Source organism: Pseudomonas fluorescens Q2-87, from assembly GCF_000281895.1.
Lineage (GTDB): Bacteria > Pseudomonadota > Gammaproteobacteria > Pseudomonadales > Pseudomonadaceae > Aquipseudomonas > Aquipseudomonas fluorescens_S.
In genome coordinates this window covers 2,520,342-2,535,532 of the sequence record NZ_CM001558.1, presented here as the reverse complement: position 1 = coordinate 2,535,532, position 15,191 = coordinate 2,520,342, and the positions used below count along the sequence as shown (strand labels likewise).

Genomic DNA, 15,191 nt, shown 5'->3' with positions numbered 1-15,191 from the left:
ACCTATCGGCAAACGCGATACCTGTGCGCACCGAGCCAAGAGCGGGGACGATCGAATAATCATCGTCGATCCGCCCTTTCAAGGGGCTTGACGCGGCGATGGGAACGCCGGAATGTATTTACAAAATAAATACAAGAATCGAGGCCGCCATGCGTTTCAACCATTTGGACCTCAACCTCCTGGTGGCGCTTGATGTGTTACTGGAAGAACAGAACATCACCCGCGCCGCTGAACGCCTGCACATGACCCAATCCGCCACCAGCGGGGTACTGGGCAGGCTACGTGCCTATTTCGAAGATGAATTGCTGGCGCAGGTCGGGCGCAAGATGCAGCCCACGCCTTATGCCCGTGAACTGGCGGCGCCCGTACGGGAGATATTGCTGACGATCCAGTCCTCAATCACCGCCAAACCAGTGTTCGACCCCGCCACCAGCAAGCGCCATTTCCGCCTGATTACTTCGGACTACCTGATCAGTGTCCTGTTTGCCCGGGTAATTCAGAAGATCTACCTGGAAGCCCCGCACATTACTTTCGAACTGCTTGGCCCCGGCGACACGTCCACCGAGCTGCTGATGCGCGGCGAAGCCGACATGATGATCGTGCCTGAGCGCTACCTCATCGATGGCCACCCATCGCAGCTATTGTTCGAAGAAGAGCACGTTTGTGTTGTATGGGACGGCAACACCCAAGTGGGCGATAGCATCACGCTCGATCAGTACATCGAGATGGGCCACGTATCGGTGATTTTTGGCCGTAACCGGCAACTGAGCGTCGAAGAATGGCTGATGAGCCAGTACGGCTTCACGCGTCGCATGGAAGTCGTCACCCACGACTTCAACACCTTGCCGCAGTTGATCGTCGGCACCCAACGTGTCGCCACCATGCTCCAGCGCATGGCCGAGCTCTATGCCAACTACCTGCCGCTGCGCATCCTGCAGCCACCGGTGAAAATCCCGGTCATGCGTGAGTTCATGCTCTGGCACCGCACCATGGATGGGGACCCGATGCATCGTTGGCTGCGGGCGAAAATCAGTCAGATCATCAACGAGCTGGAGCAATAGTTGCTCCCGCTGCCCAGAGACGAATCAAGTGCGAAAGTGCCCGACGGCCGCATTCAACTCGCCGCCAATCTGTTGCAAATCGGCCGTTGAGACTTGCAGCTGCAGGCTTTCCCTTGCGCTGCCCTCGGCCACTTCGCGCACCCGCGTCATGCTCTGACTGACTTGCTCGGCCACAACGCTCTGCTGCTCGGCAGCGGCGGCAATCTGCTGGTTCATCTGCTCGATGCGCGACACCGCCCGAGTGATTCGCGCCAGCGCCTGGGAGGCCTGGGCGGCAAGCACCACCGTCTCATCGCTCAGCACGTGGCTGCCTTGCAAGCGCTCGGCGGCGTGCTCGGCAACACCTCGCAGACGAGCGATCAGCCCTTCGATTTCCGTGGTTGAACGCTGAGTGCGCCGAGCCAGCCCACGCACTTCATCAGCGACCACGGCGAAACCGCGACCATGCTCACCAGCACGCGCAGCCTCGATGGCAGCGTTGAGCGCCAGCAGGTTGGTCTGCGCGGCCACCGCCTTGATGACATCGAGCACCCCGCCAATCGCTGCGCTCTCCACCAACAGGGATTGCATGGCTTGTGCGCAACCACTCATCTCCACTGCCAAATGATCGATCTTGCCACCCGCCAGACGTACCAGCTCATCGCCCTCACGGGCCTGTTCGTCGGCGTGGGCCACCGCTTCGCTGGCCTCACCCGCGTTGCGGGCGACTTCCTGCGCCGTGGCAGCCATCTGTTGCATGGCAGTGGCTGCCAATTCGGTTTCCTGGCGCTGCTGCTCGACACCACGGCTATTGCTCTGGGTCACCTCGGCCAGGCTGCGGGCCATGCCGTTAAGCGAGCCGACACCACGGTCGATGCGCCCGACCAATCCGCGCAGATTGCCCAGCATGCTACCCACTGTGCTCAACAGCTGGCCCAATTCATCGCGACGATCGCTCTCCGATGGCGGCTGACTCAGATCCCCTGCCGCCACACGCTCAGCCAATTGCACGGCCTGGCGCAGCGGCTGGAGAATCAACTGGCGGATCAGCAGGCTGGCCCCCATGCCCAAGGCCAACGCCAGGACGGTGATCAGACCCAATTGACGATAGGCGCTACGATTATCGTCCAGTACCGCCAGCTTCTGCTGTTCTTCGGCCTGGGCCAGCAACAGGCTCACCTGTTCGGTTTGCGCATTCATCGCCGCGCTGTTTTGCGCACTTTGCCCACGGCTGCCAACGAACTCGACGAAAGCCTTGCGGTAGTCGCTCAAGGCCGTGCTCGCCTCCTGCAGCGACTCGCCTTGTTGCTCACCCAGATCTAGCGCCTGCATGGCGGCCAGCAGGTCGCTCATGCTCATTTCCCAGTCGCTGCGGTAATGCTCCTCGCCGTCGAGCGAGTAATACAGCTCGCTGTCACGCAGCTTGGCGAGCTTGTCCCGCAGCGCAGCGGTCTGCTCCAGCAGCACCATCTGATCACTGCTCGGCGGAGTCCCTTGCCCTAGCTGGACATTAAGTGCATCCAGTTGATCAAGAAACAGTAAGGTGAAACGGCCACCTGCGGTCTGCGCAAGCGCCTGCATATGCAGGCGGGCTTCGCGGGCTCGACGCAAGGAATCGGCATAGCCGAGAAATTGCTCCAGATACGCGCTGACAGCCGTGCGCATGGTGGCGCGGGATGCGCTACTGGCTGGTGCGTCATCGAGTTGCTGGCTCAGTTTGCCGATAATCTCGCGCACCTGGTCCAGGCGCTGTGGAGAGAGATCCAGGGCGAATTCCTTCTCGGCGATGCGGGCACGCAGGATAAGTGCCTGGATCGACGACTCATGACGCGATTGCTCCCCGCGCTGCTGCAATACACCCAGAGAATGGAACGCGGTGGCCGCCACTCCGAGAGTCACCAGCAGTACCAGGCCGAAACCCAGCAACAGCTTGGCACCCACCGATAGATCGCCGAGCACACGGCTCAGTGCAAACATGCCCATCTCCTTACACAGCAGGGAAAAGAATGCCGTGACGGACGGTGGCTACAGTTCATCAAGCGGCAGGATCCAGTGGTGCCATCCGCCAACGGCGGTACGGTATGCGGCGGACTTTAATGAATCGAATCTGGACAGCACCAATCGCATCCTTCGCTAGGAGCAATCGTGAAGTACGATGATAGGTATCTGGATTTACGGCTTGGAATGTGCGCTTGGAGCTCATAACCCGGGCCCCATCCACACAGGCCATCGTCGTTCGCGATACCTGCCATCCCGACTCGCGATTGGCCAAACAATTGGCCTCCCCTTAGCCTGCTTCAAACCGTCTGAGCCCGATCCAGCTGGCCCGGACCTGGCTGCCTGCCTTTGCCTGTACAAGGACAATAACAATCATGTTCCGCTACTTCCCAACTAACTACGTTTGGAATCTTTCCGTCGACCTCGCCATCGAGATGGGTGCCCGCATCGGCGAAATCGAAGAAATGTGCGCGCCGCTCCAAGAGGCCGCCAAGCAGCCCGACGCCGCTGGCAGCAAAGCCTTCCGTGAAACCTGGGCGAGAATGGCTGACAAGCTTTGCGGTTTGGCTGAGGAAGACGAAACCAAAGGCCGACGGTTATCGGCCGGGGAAAAATACAACCGCGCCGCCACCTACTACTTGAGCTGCGAACGCCTGCAAGCCCATGGTGCGCCTGGCCGCGCAGAGTTATACCAGCGCTTTCTAAAGACCTTCCAACGCGGTATCGAACTGTCGCAAGAGAACTGCGAACGAGTTGAAATCCCCTACGAGGGCAAGCACATTTCAGGTCTGCTGGTCCGTGCCGAAGGCGTCACTGGCCCGGCGCCGATTCTGGTGCAGGTCAACGGATTGGACTCCACCAAAGAAATGAAATACCGCGTCGGCCTGCCCGCCTGGCTGGCGAAACGTGGCGTGTCGTCGCTGATCATCGACCAGCCCGGTACCGGCGAAGCACTGCGCCTGCATCACCTGACCGCCCGTTTCGACAGTGAGCATTGGGCCAGCCGCGTGGTGGACTGGTTGCAAACCCGCAGTGATATCGATGGCAAGCGCATCGGCCTGGAAGGTGTATCGCTCGGCGGCTATTACTGCCCTCGCGCAGTCGCTTTCGAACCGCGCTTCGCTTGTGGGGTGGTATGGGGTGCCAACCACGACTGGCGCGATGTGCAGAAACGCCGCATGGAAAAAGAAGGCAGCTTCCCGGTTCCCCATTACTGGTCGCATGTGGCCTGGGTATGGGGCGCCAAAGACACCGATGAGTTCATGGCCATCGCCGAGAATGTCCACTTGGACGGCATATTGGATCGCATCAAGGTGCCCTTCCTCGTCACCCACGGTGAAAAGGACTCGCAGATCCCGTTGAAGTGGGCACAGCGCACCTACGAACAATTGATCAACAGCCCTAAGCGCGAGCTGAAAATATTCACCGAGCGGGAAGGAGGCGTGCAGCATTCGAGCTTCGACAACAGCATCAACGCCGGCCAGTACATTGCCGACTGGGTCGCAGAAGTGCTCGGCGGTCGTACCGCATGACGGTCGAGTCTTCTTTATGACTGGCTGAAGTGGGTACTTAGATTGTCGCTCGCAAATCCCGGGGCGACAGGCCGTAATGAGAGCGAAAGCGCACGGCAAAACGTGAGGCCGATGCATAACCGCTGGCGCCGGCAATCTCACCGATGGGTCGAGAAGTGGTTTGCAGCCATTGCAGCGCCATTGCCAGCCGAACGCCTTCCAGGATGTTCCTGAAATTGTCCCCTTCATTGGCCAATTGCCGGCGCAGCGTCGACTCACCGAGGTTCAATTGCTGTGCGACGCTGGCAACTGTCCAGTCTTTCTCCGGGCCACTCATGACCAGTCGCTGCACCCGCTCGCGCAGTGAATCGTTGCGATCCATCAGCAGCGGCCCGGCGAAGCCGCCAAGGCCCAGGCTCAATAGAACCGCCTGCGCATAATGCGTGCGTAAAGCGTGGGGAGCCTGTGCATTAATGGCGGCCAACAACTGGTCCCACGCTTGGGTGATATGCCTGTCCAAGGGGACACATAGATCGGATGTCGGAGCCTGGTTGCAGCTCATGATCTGCTGGCCATACCGGGCGCTGAAGTCACGCAACACCGAACCGGGAAAGGTCACTGCATCGGCAATGTAATGACCCTGGCGACCCGGGAAGTTGGAAATACCGAGCTCACGTCCGGCCGGCATCAGGATCAGATGTTGCGACCCGGCGCGCATCGCTCGATCATCCCATTGCAGCAGCTTTTGTCCCTGGCGCACGCGGCACAAAGTGGTGGCGAATATCGATACCCGCCGCAAGGTATGGGGCTGTCGCGCCCGGATGACAAACGCATCGATCGTGTTTTCCCGGTGCTGTGTGCCGACACATGGGCGCATCGTTTTTAACGTCCGTAGATGGGAGTGATGGTCGCTTTGGCCAAGACGTTGGCATTGAGCATATAGCCCACCAGGGCGCCACTGGACTGATTATCGAGGGGTAGCTTATCGACTTTCAACGCCCATACGGTGAATTGATAGCGATGAGGTTTATCCCCTACTGGAGGGCAAACGCCGCCGAATCCCGCTTGGCCATAATCGGTGCGACCTTGTACTGCACCAGCAGGCAGGTTCGAGCCCACTCCCCGGGGCAAATGGGTGGTTGAAGTCGGCAAGTTGACTACCGTCCAATGCCACCAACCGCTGCCGGTCGGGGCATCAGGATCGTAGACTGTGACTGCAAAACTCTTGGTACCCGCCGGGGCATTGCTCCAGGAAAGCTCCGGCGACGTATTGCCCCCTTCACAACCGAACCCCTGGAACACCTCTCGACTGGTCAGCGGACGGTCTTGCGCAATATCCTGACTCGTCAACGAAAAATCGGCAGCGTGCGCGGTGAGAGCGACGCTCATGGACAATGCGGACAGGATTGTTCTGATGTTCATCGTGACCTCTTCTAAGCCTTGTGAGAAGCATGAGTCTAGAGAGCGCACGGGGGGATTACTGTGCCGAAATGCTCGACTAGTGTGCCGAAACGCTCCGGTGAATGAGATTTCGCCAACCCTTGGAAATTTATCAGTTATTCCTGCCGGTCCGCGGGATGCGCCACCGGCAATGTGGCTATTTTTTGATCGTCGCTTGAAACGCCCGATCCGCCTGGCGGCGACGCGGTTATCCACAGACATACTCAAGGATTTCTTGGATAACTCGGCTCAGTGGGCACCAGGATTTCTTCGTGCCCATTCGTCAACGACATCCCCTATGGTCTTCGTTTCCCCATTACGTATCCAGGCCATAAAGTCCCTGTCGAACTTAAAGCCCGTGCCGCAGTGCTCCACCATGAATCTGCGTACATTCTGAGTATTTTTATAACCCTTGCAGACGTGGGTATCTCGGGTGAGCATCCAGCGCCACTTGCAGGATATCCGGTACTCCTCGACGTAACGCCAACGCCGCCTGACTTAAACGCCGCGCGCGGATGTAACGCATCACCGGCCAACCCGTCGACAGTGCAAACAAACGCGCTAGCGCGAACGGAGAAATATTGCAGTGGCGCGCAACACACCCAAGATCCAGGCCGGATTTCAACTCCGCCTCGATGTACCACAAGGCTTTTTCGATGTTCAGCATGTAGACGCTCCTAGAAAGCTGGAGCAACGTTAGCAAATGAACACGCGGGGCATTTGATCGTTCTTGCGATTTTTTGCGGAACGAATGAGGCGATTACAAATGGACAATGTTGGCGCGTATGAAGCCATCTTGATTGCCGCCGTGGCATTTGCCGCATCGTTGATTGGGGGCATTTCAGGCTTCGGGACGGGGTTGATCCTCCCCATGGTGCTGATCCCCATCGTGGGCGTTGAGAATGTCATACCGCTCATGGCGGTAGGCATGGTCTTGACCAACGGAAGCCGTGCATGGGCGTTCCGGCAGGCCGTCGAGTGGGTCCACGTCAAGAGGTTATTGTGCGGCGGCTTGCCCGGATGCGCCTTGGGTGCATACAGCTACACCCTGTTGTCGTCACGATGGATCTGCCTGCTGCTCAGCGGCGTCATGTTGCTGAGCATCATGCACCGGCGCCTACGCTCACCGTCCAGCCACCAACTTGGCGCCTATGGAGAAGGTATTGCCGGCGTGGGATTTGGGCTGATCAACGGGGCGATGACCGGAACCGGTCCGGTCCTGAGCGGCATCCTCTTGTCGTCAGGGCTATTCGGCGCGCCTCTCATCGCCACCGATGCCGTCGTCTCGCTAACGATGGGGCTGGTCAAGGTCGTCATATTTGGCGGCTTCCAGCAGCTCAATTCCGAACTGGTCCTTGCAGGACTCTTGATTGGCCTGGCAACGGTGCCCGGAGCATTTGTTGCCCGCCATTTGCTGCGCAACGTGACGCCGGGTCGGCACTCGCTCTTGATGGAGGGCGTCGTATTCATCGGCGCCATTATGCTGTTGGTGCGAGGCCTCTCCTGACAACGATCCGCCGCGCTTCCTGTGTCCGCAAACGCCTTCGATCATTTTTCTTCGATCCACATGCGTCGTCGGGCGATCCCCTTCCTCCCACGTCGAAAAATATTTCTTTAAAAACAGAACCTTATAAAAAGAACAATTTTTTTGTAAATTTATCTTGCGCGCAAGTGTTTGTACCGCTAACTTTATCTCAACTTCTTAGCGCGCAAACATTTAGCGCTAAGCAAAACCAGCAGCGATTGGATCGATATCAGGAGCGAAATCATGACAGCACTCTACACCGCAGCAGCAACCGCCACCCGCAGCAACCTCGATGTGCACCTGCACGTCGTCGTCCAATAACACCGAACCCGGCAATTCCCTTTCCTTCTCTTACAGGTAGTTACTCATGAAAAAGATTCTTACTGGCTTGGCCTTCGCCACCGCTTTCGCAGCCGCTGGTTTTGCAAACGCTGCTGACGTCAAACCCACTGTGATTCTGGTACATGGCGCCTTCGCCGACTCGTCGAGCTGGAATGGCGTGGTCAAAATCCTGGAGAAGGACGGCTATCCCGTCATTGCCGCAGCGAACCCACTGCGTGGCGTCAGCAGCGACGCCCAATCCGTGGCAAGCATCGTCAAGAACATCAAGACACCGGTGGTCCTGGTCGGCCACTCCTACGGCGGTTCGGTGATCAGCGAGGCGGCGTACGGCCAGCAGAACGTGAAGGGCCTGGTGTATGTGGCCGCATTCACCCCGGAAGCTGGCGAGACTGCGGCGCAACTGTCTGGACGATTCCCGGGCGGCACCCTGGCCTCGGCCTTGTCGGCCCCGGTCGAACTGGCCGATGGCGGTAAGGATCTCTACATCCAACAGGATAAATTCCACGACCAGTTCGCAGCCGATGTCCCTGAGGCTGAAGCTCGCCTGATGGCTGCCGGTCAGCGTCCCGTCACCGTCGCCGCGCTGAACGAAGCCGCTACCGACCCAGCCTGGAAAACCATTCCGTCCTGGTTCGTGTACGGCGATAAGGATAAGAACATTCCTCCACAGGCGATGGCGTTCATGGCGGAGCGTGCGCATTCCAAGCAGACCGTCGTGGTTAAAGGCGCCTCCCACGTGGTGATGGTTTCCAACCCGAAGGTGGTGGCTAACCTGATTGAGAAAGCTGCGAAATAAAGGCAACCGGCAGCAAAAGGCCCGCGCATGCGGGCCTTTTGTCGTTGAATACGTGTTACGCCTGTATAGCCGGTTTAAGAACTTCTTCGCACCATTGCCGCAAGCTCGTAGGTGTTGTGCTTTGCGCAGTTCGCGGGGTTGTGTTGTCGAGGCCCTGGTTTTTCGCGATCATCATGTCGACCACGCCTTGAGCCATAGCGGGCGACATGCCTTGCGAGAGCAAATTCTCCTTGAACACCTCGAACGGTATCTGTTGATAGCGCACGGGGGTTTCCAGCACCTGCGAAATGATGTGCGCCATGTCGTTAAATGACAGGTTCTCCGGTCCTAGTACCGGCACATCGCTGTACCCGGTCCAGTGGCTATCCAGCAGATACTTGCAGGCCACCGCGGCAATGTCTCGTGTCGCGCAGGTGGGCAGTTTAAGGTCCGCGGAGATGGGTGAGAAAAATACACCGGCCTGTTTGAGCGAGCTCACTTGGCGCAGAAGGTTGTCCATAAACGTGGGCATCGCCAAAGCCCTGTAGTGGGCGCCGGTACTTGCCAGCAGATCGTCCATGGCCAGTGATGCGCTGACCAGACCTGCCTGTTTCGCCGCGCCCCGCCCAAGTGCGGAGACACTGACCACGCGTGCCACGCCATGACGTTTGATTGCCCGGTACGCGGCCTGGCTAAAATCCTGATAGGCCGCGTTCACGCTGGGGGCTTTCGGATCAGGCGGCACCAACCAAAACATCGCGTCAGCCCCTTGGAAGGCTTTATCCACGACAGCGTCGTCTCTGTGAGAGCCTTCGATTACCTCGCAACTCTCCCGTACGGTTGGCGACAATCGTGATGAGTCGCGTGCGATGACCCTGACGGGCGCATCGGCAGCTAATAATCGCTCAATGACCTGGCAGCCAATGTTGCTGGTGGGGGCGGTAACGACAATCATGGTGCGCTCCTGAATCTGGCGAAATGATCTCCATGGTGACGGCGTCGATCAATACGATCTATGCTTGGAAATCTAAAATACATTGGCCATCGTCCGGAATCTTGCATGGACCCGCTTTCTGAAGTGCTTTCGCTGCTCAAACCTCACAGCTATGTGTCTGCCGGGTTCGCTGCCGGTGGGGACTGGTCAATCCAGTTCACCTCGTATGACGCGATCAAATTTAATGCGGTTATTACCGGCCAGTGTTGGTTGATTATGGAAGGCGTCGCGGCTCCCCTGTTGCTGAAGGAGGGCGATTGTTTTTTGTTGCCACGCGGGCGGCGCTTTCGTTTGGCCAGTGACCCCGCGCTGGCGCCCATCGACGGCGCCACGTTGTTTCCGGCGAAACGGCCGGACGGCATCGTGACGTACAACGGGGGCGGCGATTTCTTTCTGGCAGGTAGCCGTTTTTCCTTGGATGGCCTGCATGCTGATTTTCTCTTGGGCCTGCTTGCGCCCATCGTGCATATCCGCGGCAACGACGACCAGACCGACCTGCGCTGGTCACTGGAGCGCATGCGACGCGAACTGCGCGAAGGGCAGCCGGGCGGCTTTTTAATCGCCCAACATTTGGCACACATGATGTTGATCCAGGCCCTGCGCGTGCATCTGGCGCAGCAGGTGACAGAGCGCATCGGTTGGTTTTATGCGCTGGCGGACAAACAATTAGGCGCCGCGCTTAGCGCCATGCACGAGGCGCCCGCTCAGGCCTGGACATTAAAGACGTTGGCCGCCTGCGCCGGCGTATCGCGCTCCACGTTTGCGCTCAAATTCAAAGCCAAGGTCGGCGCCTCGCCAATGGAATATCTCAGCCGCTGGCGGATGCTATTGGCGGCGGAAAAATTGCTGAGCTCAAGCGACTCGGTATCCACTGTCGCGCTGTCGATTGGCTACGAGTCGGAGAGCGCGTTTAGCACGGCGTTCAAACGCATTCTGGGCTGCTCGCCCAGGCAGTACGCCAGCAAAGCAACCGCGCCTGCCTGAAGCGTCGGGTGAAATACGCTGCCTCATGTCCATGCCTCCGGTAGCGATTTGTCGCCAGAAACAATAGACACGGCTCAGTCTGGTTTTCAGTTACGAAACGACGAGAGGTTCCAGTTCCCGCGCCCTACCCAACTCTTCCGGGCGCAACGTCAACACCGAAACACCCGAAGAAGTCACCGCAACGGTGTGCTCGAACTGAGCGGAAAGCGCTCCGTCCCTGGTCACGACCGTCCAACCATCCGCCTCGGTCCGGACATGGTTCGTGCCCTGATTGAGCATGGGCTCGATGGTGAACACCATGCCCTCGCGCAGCACCAGGCCGGTGCCGGGCTTGCCGAAATGCAGCACCTGAGGTTCCTCATGCATTTCCCGGCCGATGCCATGGCCGCAGTATTCACGCACCACAGAGTACCCATTCAATTTGGCGTGGCGCTCGATGGCCGCCCCAATGTCACCCAGCCGCGCACCTGGCCGCACCGCGCATATACCCCGCCACATCGCATCATAGGTGACATCGACCAGGCGCCGGGCAGCGGCGCTGACCTCACCGATAAGGTAGGTCTTGCTGGAGTCGGCGATGTAGCCATTCTTTTCCAAGGTGATATCGAGATTGACGATATCGCCATCCCGCAAAATTTTGGCAGGCGATGGCACACCGTGACAAACCACCTCGTTCACCGAGCAATTGAGTACGAACCCATAGCCATACTGGCCTTTGCTCGCCGGTCGGGCCTTGAGGTCATCGACGATAAAACGCTCCACCAGGGCATCGACCTGGAGTGTCGACATCCCCGTAAGCTTGGTTCTATCCAGCAGTTCGAACACAGACGCCAGGAGTCGGCCAGACTCCGCTAGCAGGGCTACCTGCCCGGGATTCTTGATCATGCTCAACTCACCACCAATGGCTGTGCACGCACGCCCGCGCTGCCGAGTTCACGGCGGATGATCTCGTTGAAGGTCAGCTCAGGATTTATCTCGCACAACAGGCCGACCTTGATCCAGAAAGCAGCCTGCGCGTTGATGGACCGACCGGACACCTTGGTGGCTCGGCGCAGTTGATCGTGTAATTCGTCGTCGATGTTTACAATGCCCATGGGTTTCGCTCTATACGTTTCATATATGACAAGCATATGCTTCGTAAGCGTAGAAACCAAGTGCAATGACCAAACGGTAAAGCAGAATCGGAGGCAGTGGCGGTATCGCCGAGCGATGAGGGGCGGCAGTTTCAACAGACCGATTTCAACGGGTCGGCCAGCGAGCTACTGCTATGCTGCTTTGAATCCCGTCAACATGCCTCAACGGGCATCGGGACTACCTAAGGGCAACTCGGCATGGACGATTCTCTCTGGAGCAAGTTCGGCCTCGGGCTGATATTGATGACGTTCAGCGTATTTTTTTGCTATGCGATATACCGCGCGCATATGACCCTTCAGCGCCGCAACAAAAAACGAGTCGACCAAGCATTTAGCAACGCCATGGCGCGGCACGGTATTGAACATGCGGAAATTCGACAGGATCACACGGCGCTGGGCTCCCGCGGAATAGGCGGGAATAGGCCCTTCAATGTTCACAGGATTCTTCACTCTTCCCCGGATCACTGGTTTGTCTACATCCATGTCGAGAATACAAATCCAACGGTAATGCCGATTTCAGAACAGCGAGCAATGGCCCTCCTCAATAAAGAGAGGAATTGATTAGACCGGAAAAGTACGTGCTCCGAACTTTACCGGCAAATGCCCAGTATTCGGCGAATTGGATGGACGGATATTTTCAATTCATTGGCACAGAGAACACCGCACTCGCGCGTGCCACTGTTCGATCACCCACATGCAAGCTGACGGCAGCGAACGCCAGTTGACGTCCTTTTTTGGAGTATTCGAGACGTACCTCCAGCCATTCATTGATTTGCACCACGCCGAGATAATCCAACGTCATGCTGGCCGTGATCAATGGCTGCGGAGGGTCGCTGGAAAATGCCATGGCGTACCCCATGCCCACATCGGCTAATGTCGCCAATACACCTCCATGCAAGGTGCCGCGGCCATTGGCATGTCGTGAGTCAGTCAATAATCCAAGTTGCAATTCCAGCCCGCTGCCTCTCGCGTAGATCGGGCCGAGCAAATCAAGCAGCGGACTGCTGCGGCCAAACGGGGTAAAACCTTCGGGAATAGCTCTAGCGTCCATGGTTCTTCCTTGTGTCCATTTTGGACGGCGTATTGGCCTGAATACCAAATTTCAACTAAGCGGGTTTATTTGCGATCGGGCACCGGGACAAGGACTATACGTATGCGGAATCTGCAACCATAAACAGAGCATCCTCAAATGGGATGAGCAACACGGTATGTCGGCCGGCTGCTTATCAGTTGCTGAACCGTATGCGGACACAATCACTGCCCCACCCTGCCCCAAAACTCTTCCGCAGATTGACTGAGTGGCGCAGAGGGACGGGTCAGATGGATCTCCAACGGTATATCCCAACTTTCGTCGAGCGCCCTGACCAGGCGACCATCCAGTATTTCCTGCTCGGTGAGGCTCTTGGGCAACCAGGCCACGCCTTTGCTTTCCAGGGCCATGGACATCAGTACCGCTGCAAGGTGGCTGCTGAAAAGCGGTTTGAGGTGAAGGTACTCTTCTTTGCCCCGCAGCCGGTGAGCGACGATGCGTCCCAAGCCGGACTCGTGGGTGTAAGCAAGGTATGGCAATGCCGCAGGCGAGGAGCCGAAAGTAGCGCCAGCGCTCGCAAGGGGAACGAGAACGTCCTCACCCACCTTCTTGCCGATGAACTGATCAGGGGCCAGTAGAGGTGGAACGTCGGGATGGCGATGGCAGAGCAGAAACTGAACCTGGCCATGTATAAGCATCTGCTCACAGACAGCCATGCTATCGGAGTGCAGTTGCACAGCCTCGATTGGGGCGCCGCTCTCTGAGCTTCGCAGCCACTTGGGGAAGAAGGTAAATGACAGGGAGTGCGTCGCCGCGAATTGAAGCGACTTGGCGGCCATGCCAGCGACCTCCTGGGCCTCATTGCGCATTCGGTACAAGCGTCTGGCAGCCTCTTGGGCACTTGGCAATATTTGCCGCCCTGCTTCAGTAAGCGTCGCGCCTTGAGGCGTTCGAATGAACAGTTGCACCCCCATCCAACTCTCTAACGAGCGCACTCTGCGACTGAACGCCGGCTGCGTAACATGCCGTGCCTCAGCCGCCCGAACAAAGCTGCCGTACTCCGCAAGCGCCGAAAAATCTTCAAGCCAAACGAGCTCCAAGGGCCATGCCTCCTGTGCATAGGGTGCGGCATTAATAGCATTGGGCGGGTGTCATCGCAAAGCATAACGTGGGGCCATCAACAACAAGAGGAACCCGTCATGCGCATCGTAGACATCCGCGAAAAAACTGTTTCGATTGCCTCCCCAATCGCCAATGCCTATATCGATTTCTCGAAAATGACCTGCTCGGTTGTCGCTGTCATCACGGACGTTATTCGCGACGGTAAGCCCGTCATCGGCTACGGCTTCAACTCCAATGGCCGTTATGGGCAAGGCGCATTGATGCGTGATCGTTTCCTGGCGCGCATCACGGAAGCGGATCCAGATACGCTCGTCGACCATGAGAACAACAACCTGGATCCGTTCGCCATCTGGAAAGCCCTGATGACCAACGAAAAGCCAGGTGGCCACGGCGAGCGTTCGGTCGCAGTGGGCACCATCGACATGGCCGTGTGGGATGCCGTTGCCAAGATTGAAGGCAAACCCCTCTATCGCCTGCTCGCCGACCGTTACCGTGACGGCGTGGCCGATGACAAGGTCTGGGTCTACGCAGCGGGTGGCTATTACTATCCGGGCAAAGACCAGACCAAGCTCAAAGCGGAAATGCAGAGTTATCTGGATCGTGGCTACGACGTCGTCAAGATGAAAATTGGCGCGGTGCCACTGGACGAAGATATCCGTCGTATCGAAGCGGTGCTGGAAGTCGTTGGGGACGGTCGTCGCCTGGCGGTCGATGCCAATGGTCGCTTCGATCTTCAAACAGGTATCGCTTACGCAGAAGCGATCAAGCAGTACAACCTCTTCTGGTACGAAGAGATCGGCGATCCGCTGGACTATGCACTCCAGGCTGAGCTTGCCAATCACTATGAACTGCCTATGGCTACCGGGGAAAACCTGTTCTCCCACCAGGATGCCCGTAACCTCCTGCGCCACGGCGGCATGCGTCCCGACCGTGATTATCTCCAGTTCGACTGCGCGCTGTCCTATGGACTGGTGGAGTACATGCGCACCTTGAAGGTGATGGAAGAAATGGGTTGGTCTTCCCGCCGCGTCGTTCCGCACGGCGGTCACCAGATGTCGCTGAACATCGCAGCGGGCCTGCATCTGGGCGGCAACGAATCGTACCCGGACGTGTTCCAGCCTTTCGGCGGCTTCGCTGACGGAATCCAGGTGGAAAACAGTTATGTCGGCCTGCCGGATATCCCTGGCGTTGGCTTCGAAGCCAAGTCCGCTTTGTACGCGGTAATGCGTGAGTTGGGCGAAGGCTGATCACTCACATCCTGCGGTCTCTGTGAAAGAGGCCGCAGCGTCAGGCGTCA

The 15,191-nt window shown here is 58.0% G+C and carries 17 protein-coding genes and 1 pseudogene; 6 read left to right on the top strand and 12 right to left on the bottom strand.

The genetic code is table 11. The features are described from left to right. The first annotated feature begins 149 nt into the window (after positions 1-149). Positions 150-1,061, top strand: a complete 912-nt coding sequence (locus PFLQ2_RS16250) for a LysR family transcriptional regulator (RefSeq protein ID WP_003180901.1) — start codon at positions 150-152, stop codon at positions 1,059-1,061. Positions 1,062-1,085: 24 nt separating this feature from the next. On the opposite strand, the gene PFLQ2_RS30980 is transcribed toward PFLQ2_RS16250, so the two are convergent. Beyond that, positions 1,086-1,886: a methyl-accepting chemotaxis protein gene (locus PFLQ2_RS30980; RefSeq protein ID WP_371261176.1), complete on the bottom strand. Its 801-nt coding sequence runs from the start codon at positions 1,884-1,886 to the stop codon at positions 1,086-1,088. A 57-nt stretch (positions 1,887-1,943) separates the two neighbouring features. After that, positions 1,944-2,105 (bottom strand): annotated as a pseudogene (locus tag PFLQ2_RS30975) (HAMP domain-containing protein); the annotation flags it as partial. A gap of 1,307 nt (positions 2,106-3,412) precedes the next feature. Here PFLQ2_RS30975 and PFLQ2_RS16260 point away from each other — a divergent pair. Then, positions 3,413-4,570 carry an alpha/beta hydrolase family protein gene (locus PFLQ2_RS16260; protein ID WP_003180897.1) on the top strand — a complete coding sequence of 386 codons (1,158 nt, stop codon included), beginning with the start codon at positions 3,413-3,415 and terminating at the stop codon, positions 4,568-4,570. A 37-nt stretch (positions 4,571-4,607) separates the two neighbouring features. Here PFLQ2_RS16260 and PFLQ2_RS16265 read toward each other — a convergent pair whose 3' ends face one another. From PFLQ2_RS16265 to PFLQ2_RS16275, 4 genes are all read right to left on the bottom strand, one after another. Next, a complete protein-coding gene (locus tag PFLQ2_RS16265; RefSeq protein ID WP_003180895.1) occupies positions 4,608-5,426 on the bottom strand; it encodes a helix-turn-helix transcriptional regulator in 819 nt (272 codons plus the stop codon). A 5-nt stretch (positions 5,427-5,431) separates the two neighbouring features. Further along, positions 5,432-5,971 (bottom strand): kinase inhibitor, encoded by a 540-nt coding sequence (locus tag PFLQ2_RS16270; protein ID WP_003180893.1) that lies wholly within the window; start codon positions 5,969-5,971, stop codon positions 5,432-5,434. 267 nt (positions 5,972-6,238) lie between these two features. Then, a complete protein-coding gene (locus PFLQ2_RS30610; protein WP_083455133.1) occupies positions 6,239-6,430 on the bottom strand; it encodes a DUF6434 domain-containing protein in 192 nt (63 codons plus the stop codon). After that, the gene (locus tag PFLQ2_RS16275; protein ID WP_003180891.1) at positions 6,393-6,656 is read right to left on the bottom strand and encodes a helix-turn-helix domain-containing protein; all 264 of its coding nucleotides are present in this window, start codon (positions 6,654-6,656) and stop codon (positions 6,393-6,395) included. The genes PFLQ2_RS30610 and PFLQ2_RS16275 overlap by 38 nt, the downstream gene beginning before the upstream one ends. A gap of 99 nt (positions 6,657-6,755) precedes the next feature. On the opposite strand from PFLQ2_RS16275, the gene PFLQ2_RS16280 reads away from it, so the two are divergent. Next, positions 6,756-7,496, top strand: a complete 741-nt coding sequence (locus tag PFLQ2_RS16280) for a sulfite exporter TauE/SafE family protein (RefSeq protein WP_003180889.1) — start codon at positions 6,756-6,758, stop codon at positions 7,494-7,496. A gap of 385 nt (positions 7,497-7,881) precedes the next feature. Further along, the gene (locus PFLQ2_RS16285) at positions 7,882-8,652 is read left to right on the top strand and encodes an alpha/beta fold hydrolase (RefSeq protein ID WP_003180887.1); all 771 of its coding nucleotides are present in this window, start codon (positions 7,882-7,884) and stop codon (positions 8,650-8,652) included. 55 nt (positions 8,653-8,707) lie between these two features. Here PFLQ2_RS16285 and PFLQ2_RS16290 read toward each other — a convergent pair whose 3' ends face one another. Continuing rightward, positions 8,708-9,586, bottom strand: a complete 879-nt coding sequence (locus PFLQ2_RS16290) for an NAD(P)H-binding protein (RefSeq protein ID WP_003180885.1) — start codon at positions 9,584-9,586, stop codon at positions 8,708-8,710. 105 nt (positions 9,587-9,691) lie between these two features. Here PFLQ2_RS16290 and PFLQ2_RS16295 point away from each other — a divergent pair, with 105 nt between their 5' ends. Further along, the gene (locus PFLQ2_RS16295; protein WP_003180883.1) at positions 9,692-10,609 is read left to right on the top strand and encodes an AraC family transcriptional regulator; all 918 of its coding nucleotides are present in this window, start codon (positions 9,692-9,694) and stop codon (positions 10,607-10,609) included. A 90-nt stretch (positions 10,610-10,699) separates the two neighbouring features. On the opposite strand, the gene map is transcribed toward PFLQ2_RS16295, so the two are convergent. The 5 genes from map to PFLQ2_RS16315 all read right to left on the bottom strand — a co-directional run bounded on the left by map (position 10,700) and on the right by PFLQ2_RS16315 (position 13,872). Beyond that, the gene (map, locus tag PFLQ2_RS16300) at positions 10,700-11,494 is read right to left on the bottom strand and encodes a type I methionyl aminopeptidase (protein ID WP_003180882.1); all 795 of its coding nucleotides are present in this window, start codon (positions 11,492-11,494) and stop codon (positions 10,700-10,702) included. Positions 11,495-11,496: 2 nt separating this feature from the next. Then, the gene (locus PFLQ2_RS16305) at positions 11,497-11,703 is read right to left on the bottom strand and encodes a ParD-like family protein (protein ID WP_003180880.1); all 207 of its coding nucleotides are present in this window, start codon (positions 11,701-11,703) and stop codon (positions 11,497-11,499) included. A 201-nt stretch (positions 11,704-11,904) separates the two neighbouring features. Continuing rightward, entirely contained in the window at positions 11,905-12,225 is a 321-nt protein-coding gene (locus PFLQ2_RS29795) for a hypothetical protein (RefSeq protein WP_003180878.1), read from the bottom strand. 154 nt (positions 12,226-12,379) lie between these two features. Next, a complete protein-coding gene (locus PFLQ2_RS16310) occupies positions 12,380-12,793 on the bottom strand; it encodes a PaaI family thioesterase (RefSeq protein ID WP_003180876.1) in 414 nt (137 codons plus the stop codon). Between the two features lie 203 nt (positions 12,794-12,996). Beyond that, positions 12,997-13,872: a LysR family transcriptional regulator gene (locus tag PFLQ2_RS16315; protein WP_003180874.1), complete on the bottom strand. Its 876-nt coding sequence runs from the start codon at positions 13,870-13,872 to the stop codon at positions 12,997-12,999. Between the two features lie 99 nt (positions 13,873-13,971). Here PFLQ2_RS16315 and PFLQ2_RS16320 point away from each other — a divergent pair, with 99 nt between their 5' ends. Next, positions 13,972-15,141, top strand: coding sequence for a mandelate racemase/muconate lactonizing enzyme family protein (locus PFLQ2_RS16320; RefSeq protein WP_003180871.1), 1,170 nt, complete (start codon positions 13,972-13,974; stop codon positions 15,139-15,141). Positions 15,142-15,191 lie beyond the last annotated feature (50 nt).

Excerpts from the sequence above, each read along its gene's own strand:
- PFLQ2_RS16285 (WP_003180887.1), top strand. The coding sequence starts at position 7,882 with ATGAAAAAGATTCTTACTGGCTTGGCCTTCGCCACCGCTTTCGCAGCC.
- PFLQ2_RS30610 (WP_083455133.1), bottom strand. The coding sequence starts at position 6,430 with ATGCTCACCCGAGATACCCACGTCTGCAAGGGTTATAAAAATACTCAG.
- PFLQ2_RS29795 (WP_003180878.1), bottom strand. The coding sequence starts at position 12,225 with ATGGATGTAGACAAACCAGTGATCCGGGGAAGAGTGAAGAATCCTGTG.
- PFLQ2_RS16265 (WP_003180895.1), bottom strand. The coding sequence starts at position 5,426 with ATGCGCCCATGTGTCGGCACACAGCACCGGGAAAACACGATCGATGCG.
- PFLQ2_RS16295 (WP_003180883.1), top strand. The coding sequence starts at position 9,692 with ATGGACCCGCTTTCTGAAGTGCTTTCGCTGCTCAAACCTCACAGCTAT.
- PFLQ2_RS16275 (WP_003180891.1), bottom strand. The coding sequence starts at position 6,656 with ATGCTGAACATCGAAAAAGCCTTGTGGTACATCGAGGCGGAGTTGAAA.
- PFLQ2_RS16280 (WP_003180889.1), top strand. The coding sequence starts at position 6,756 with ATGGACAATGTTGGCGCGTATGAAGCCATCTTGATTGCCGCCGTGGCA.
- map (WP_003180882.1), bottom strand. The coding sequence starts at position 11,494 with ATGATCAAGAATCCCGGGCAGGTAGCCCTGCTAGCGGAGTCTGGCCGA.
- PFLQ2_RS16260 (WP_003180897.1), top strand. The coding sequence starts at position 3,413 with ATGTTCCGCTACTTCCCAACTAACTACGTTTGGAATCTTTCCGTCGAC.
- PFLQ2_RS16270 (WP_003180893.1), bottom strand. The coding sequence starts at position 5,971 with ATGAACATCAGAACAATCCTGTCCGCATTGTCCATGAGCGTCGCTCTC.
- PFLQ2_RS16305 (WP_003180880.1), bottom strand. The coding sequence starts at position 11,703 with ATGGGCATTGTAAACATCGACGACGAATTACACGATCAACTGCGCCGA.
- PFLQ2_RS16310 (WP_003180876.1), bottom strand. The coding sequence starts at position 12,793 with ATGGACGCTAGAGCTATTCCCGAAGGTTTTACCCCGTTTGGCCGCAGC.
- PFLQ2_RS16290 (WP_003180885.1), bottom strand. The coding sequence starts at position 9,586 with ATGATTGTCGTTACCGCCCCCACCAGCAACATTGGCTGCCAGGTCATT.
- PFLQ2_RS16320 (WP_003180871.1), top strand. The coding sequence starts at position 13,972 with ATGCGCATCGTAGACATCCGCGAAAAAACTGTTTCGATTGCCTCCCCA.
- PFLQ2_RS30980 (WP_371261176.1), bottom strand. The coding sequence starts at position 1,886 with ATGGCCCGCAGCCTGGCCGAGGTGACCCAGAGCAATAGCCGTGGTGTC.
- PFLQ2_RS16250 (WP_003180901.1), top strand. The coding sequence starts at position 150 with ATGCGTTTCAACCATTTGGACCTCAACCTCCTGGTGGCGCTTGATGTG.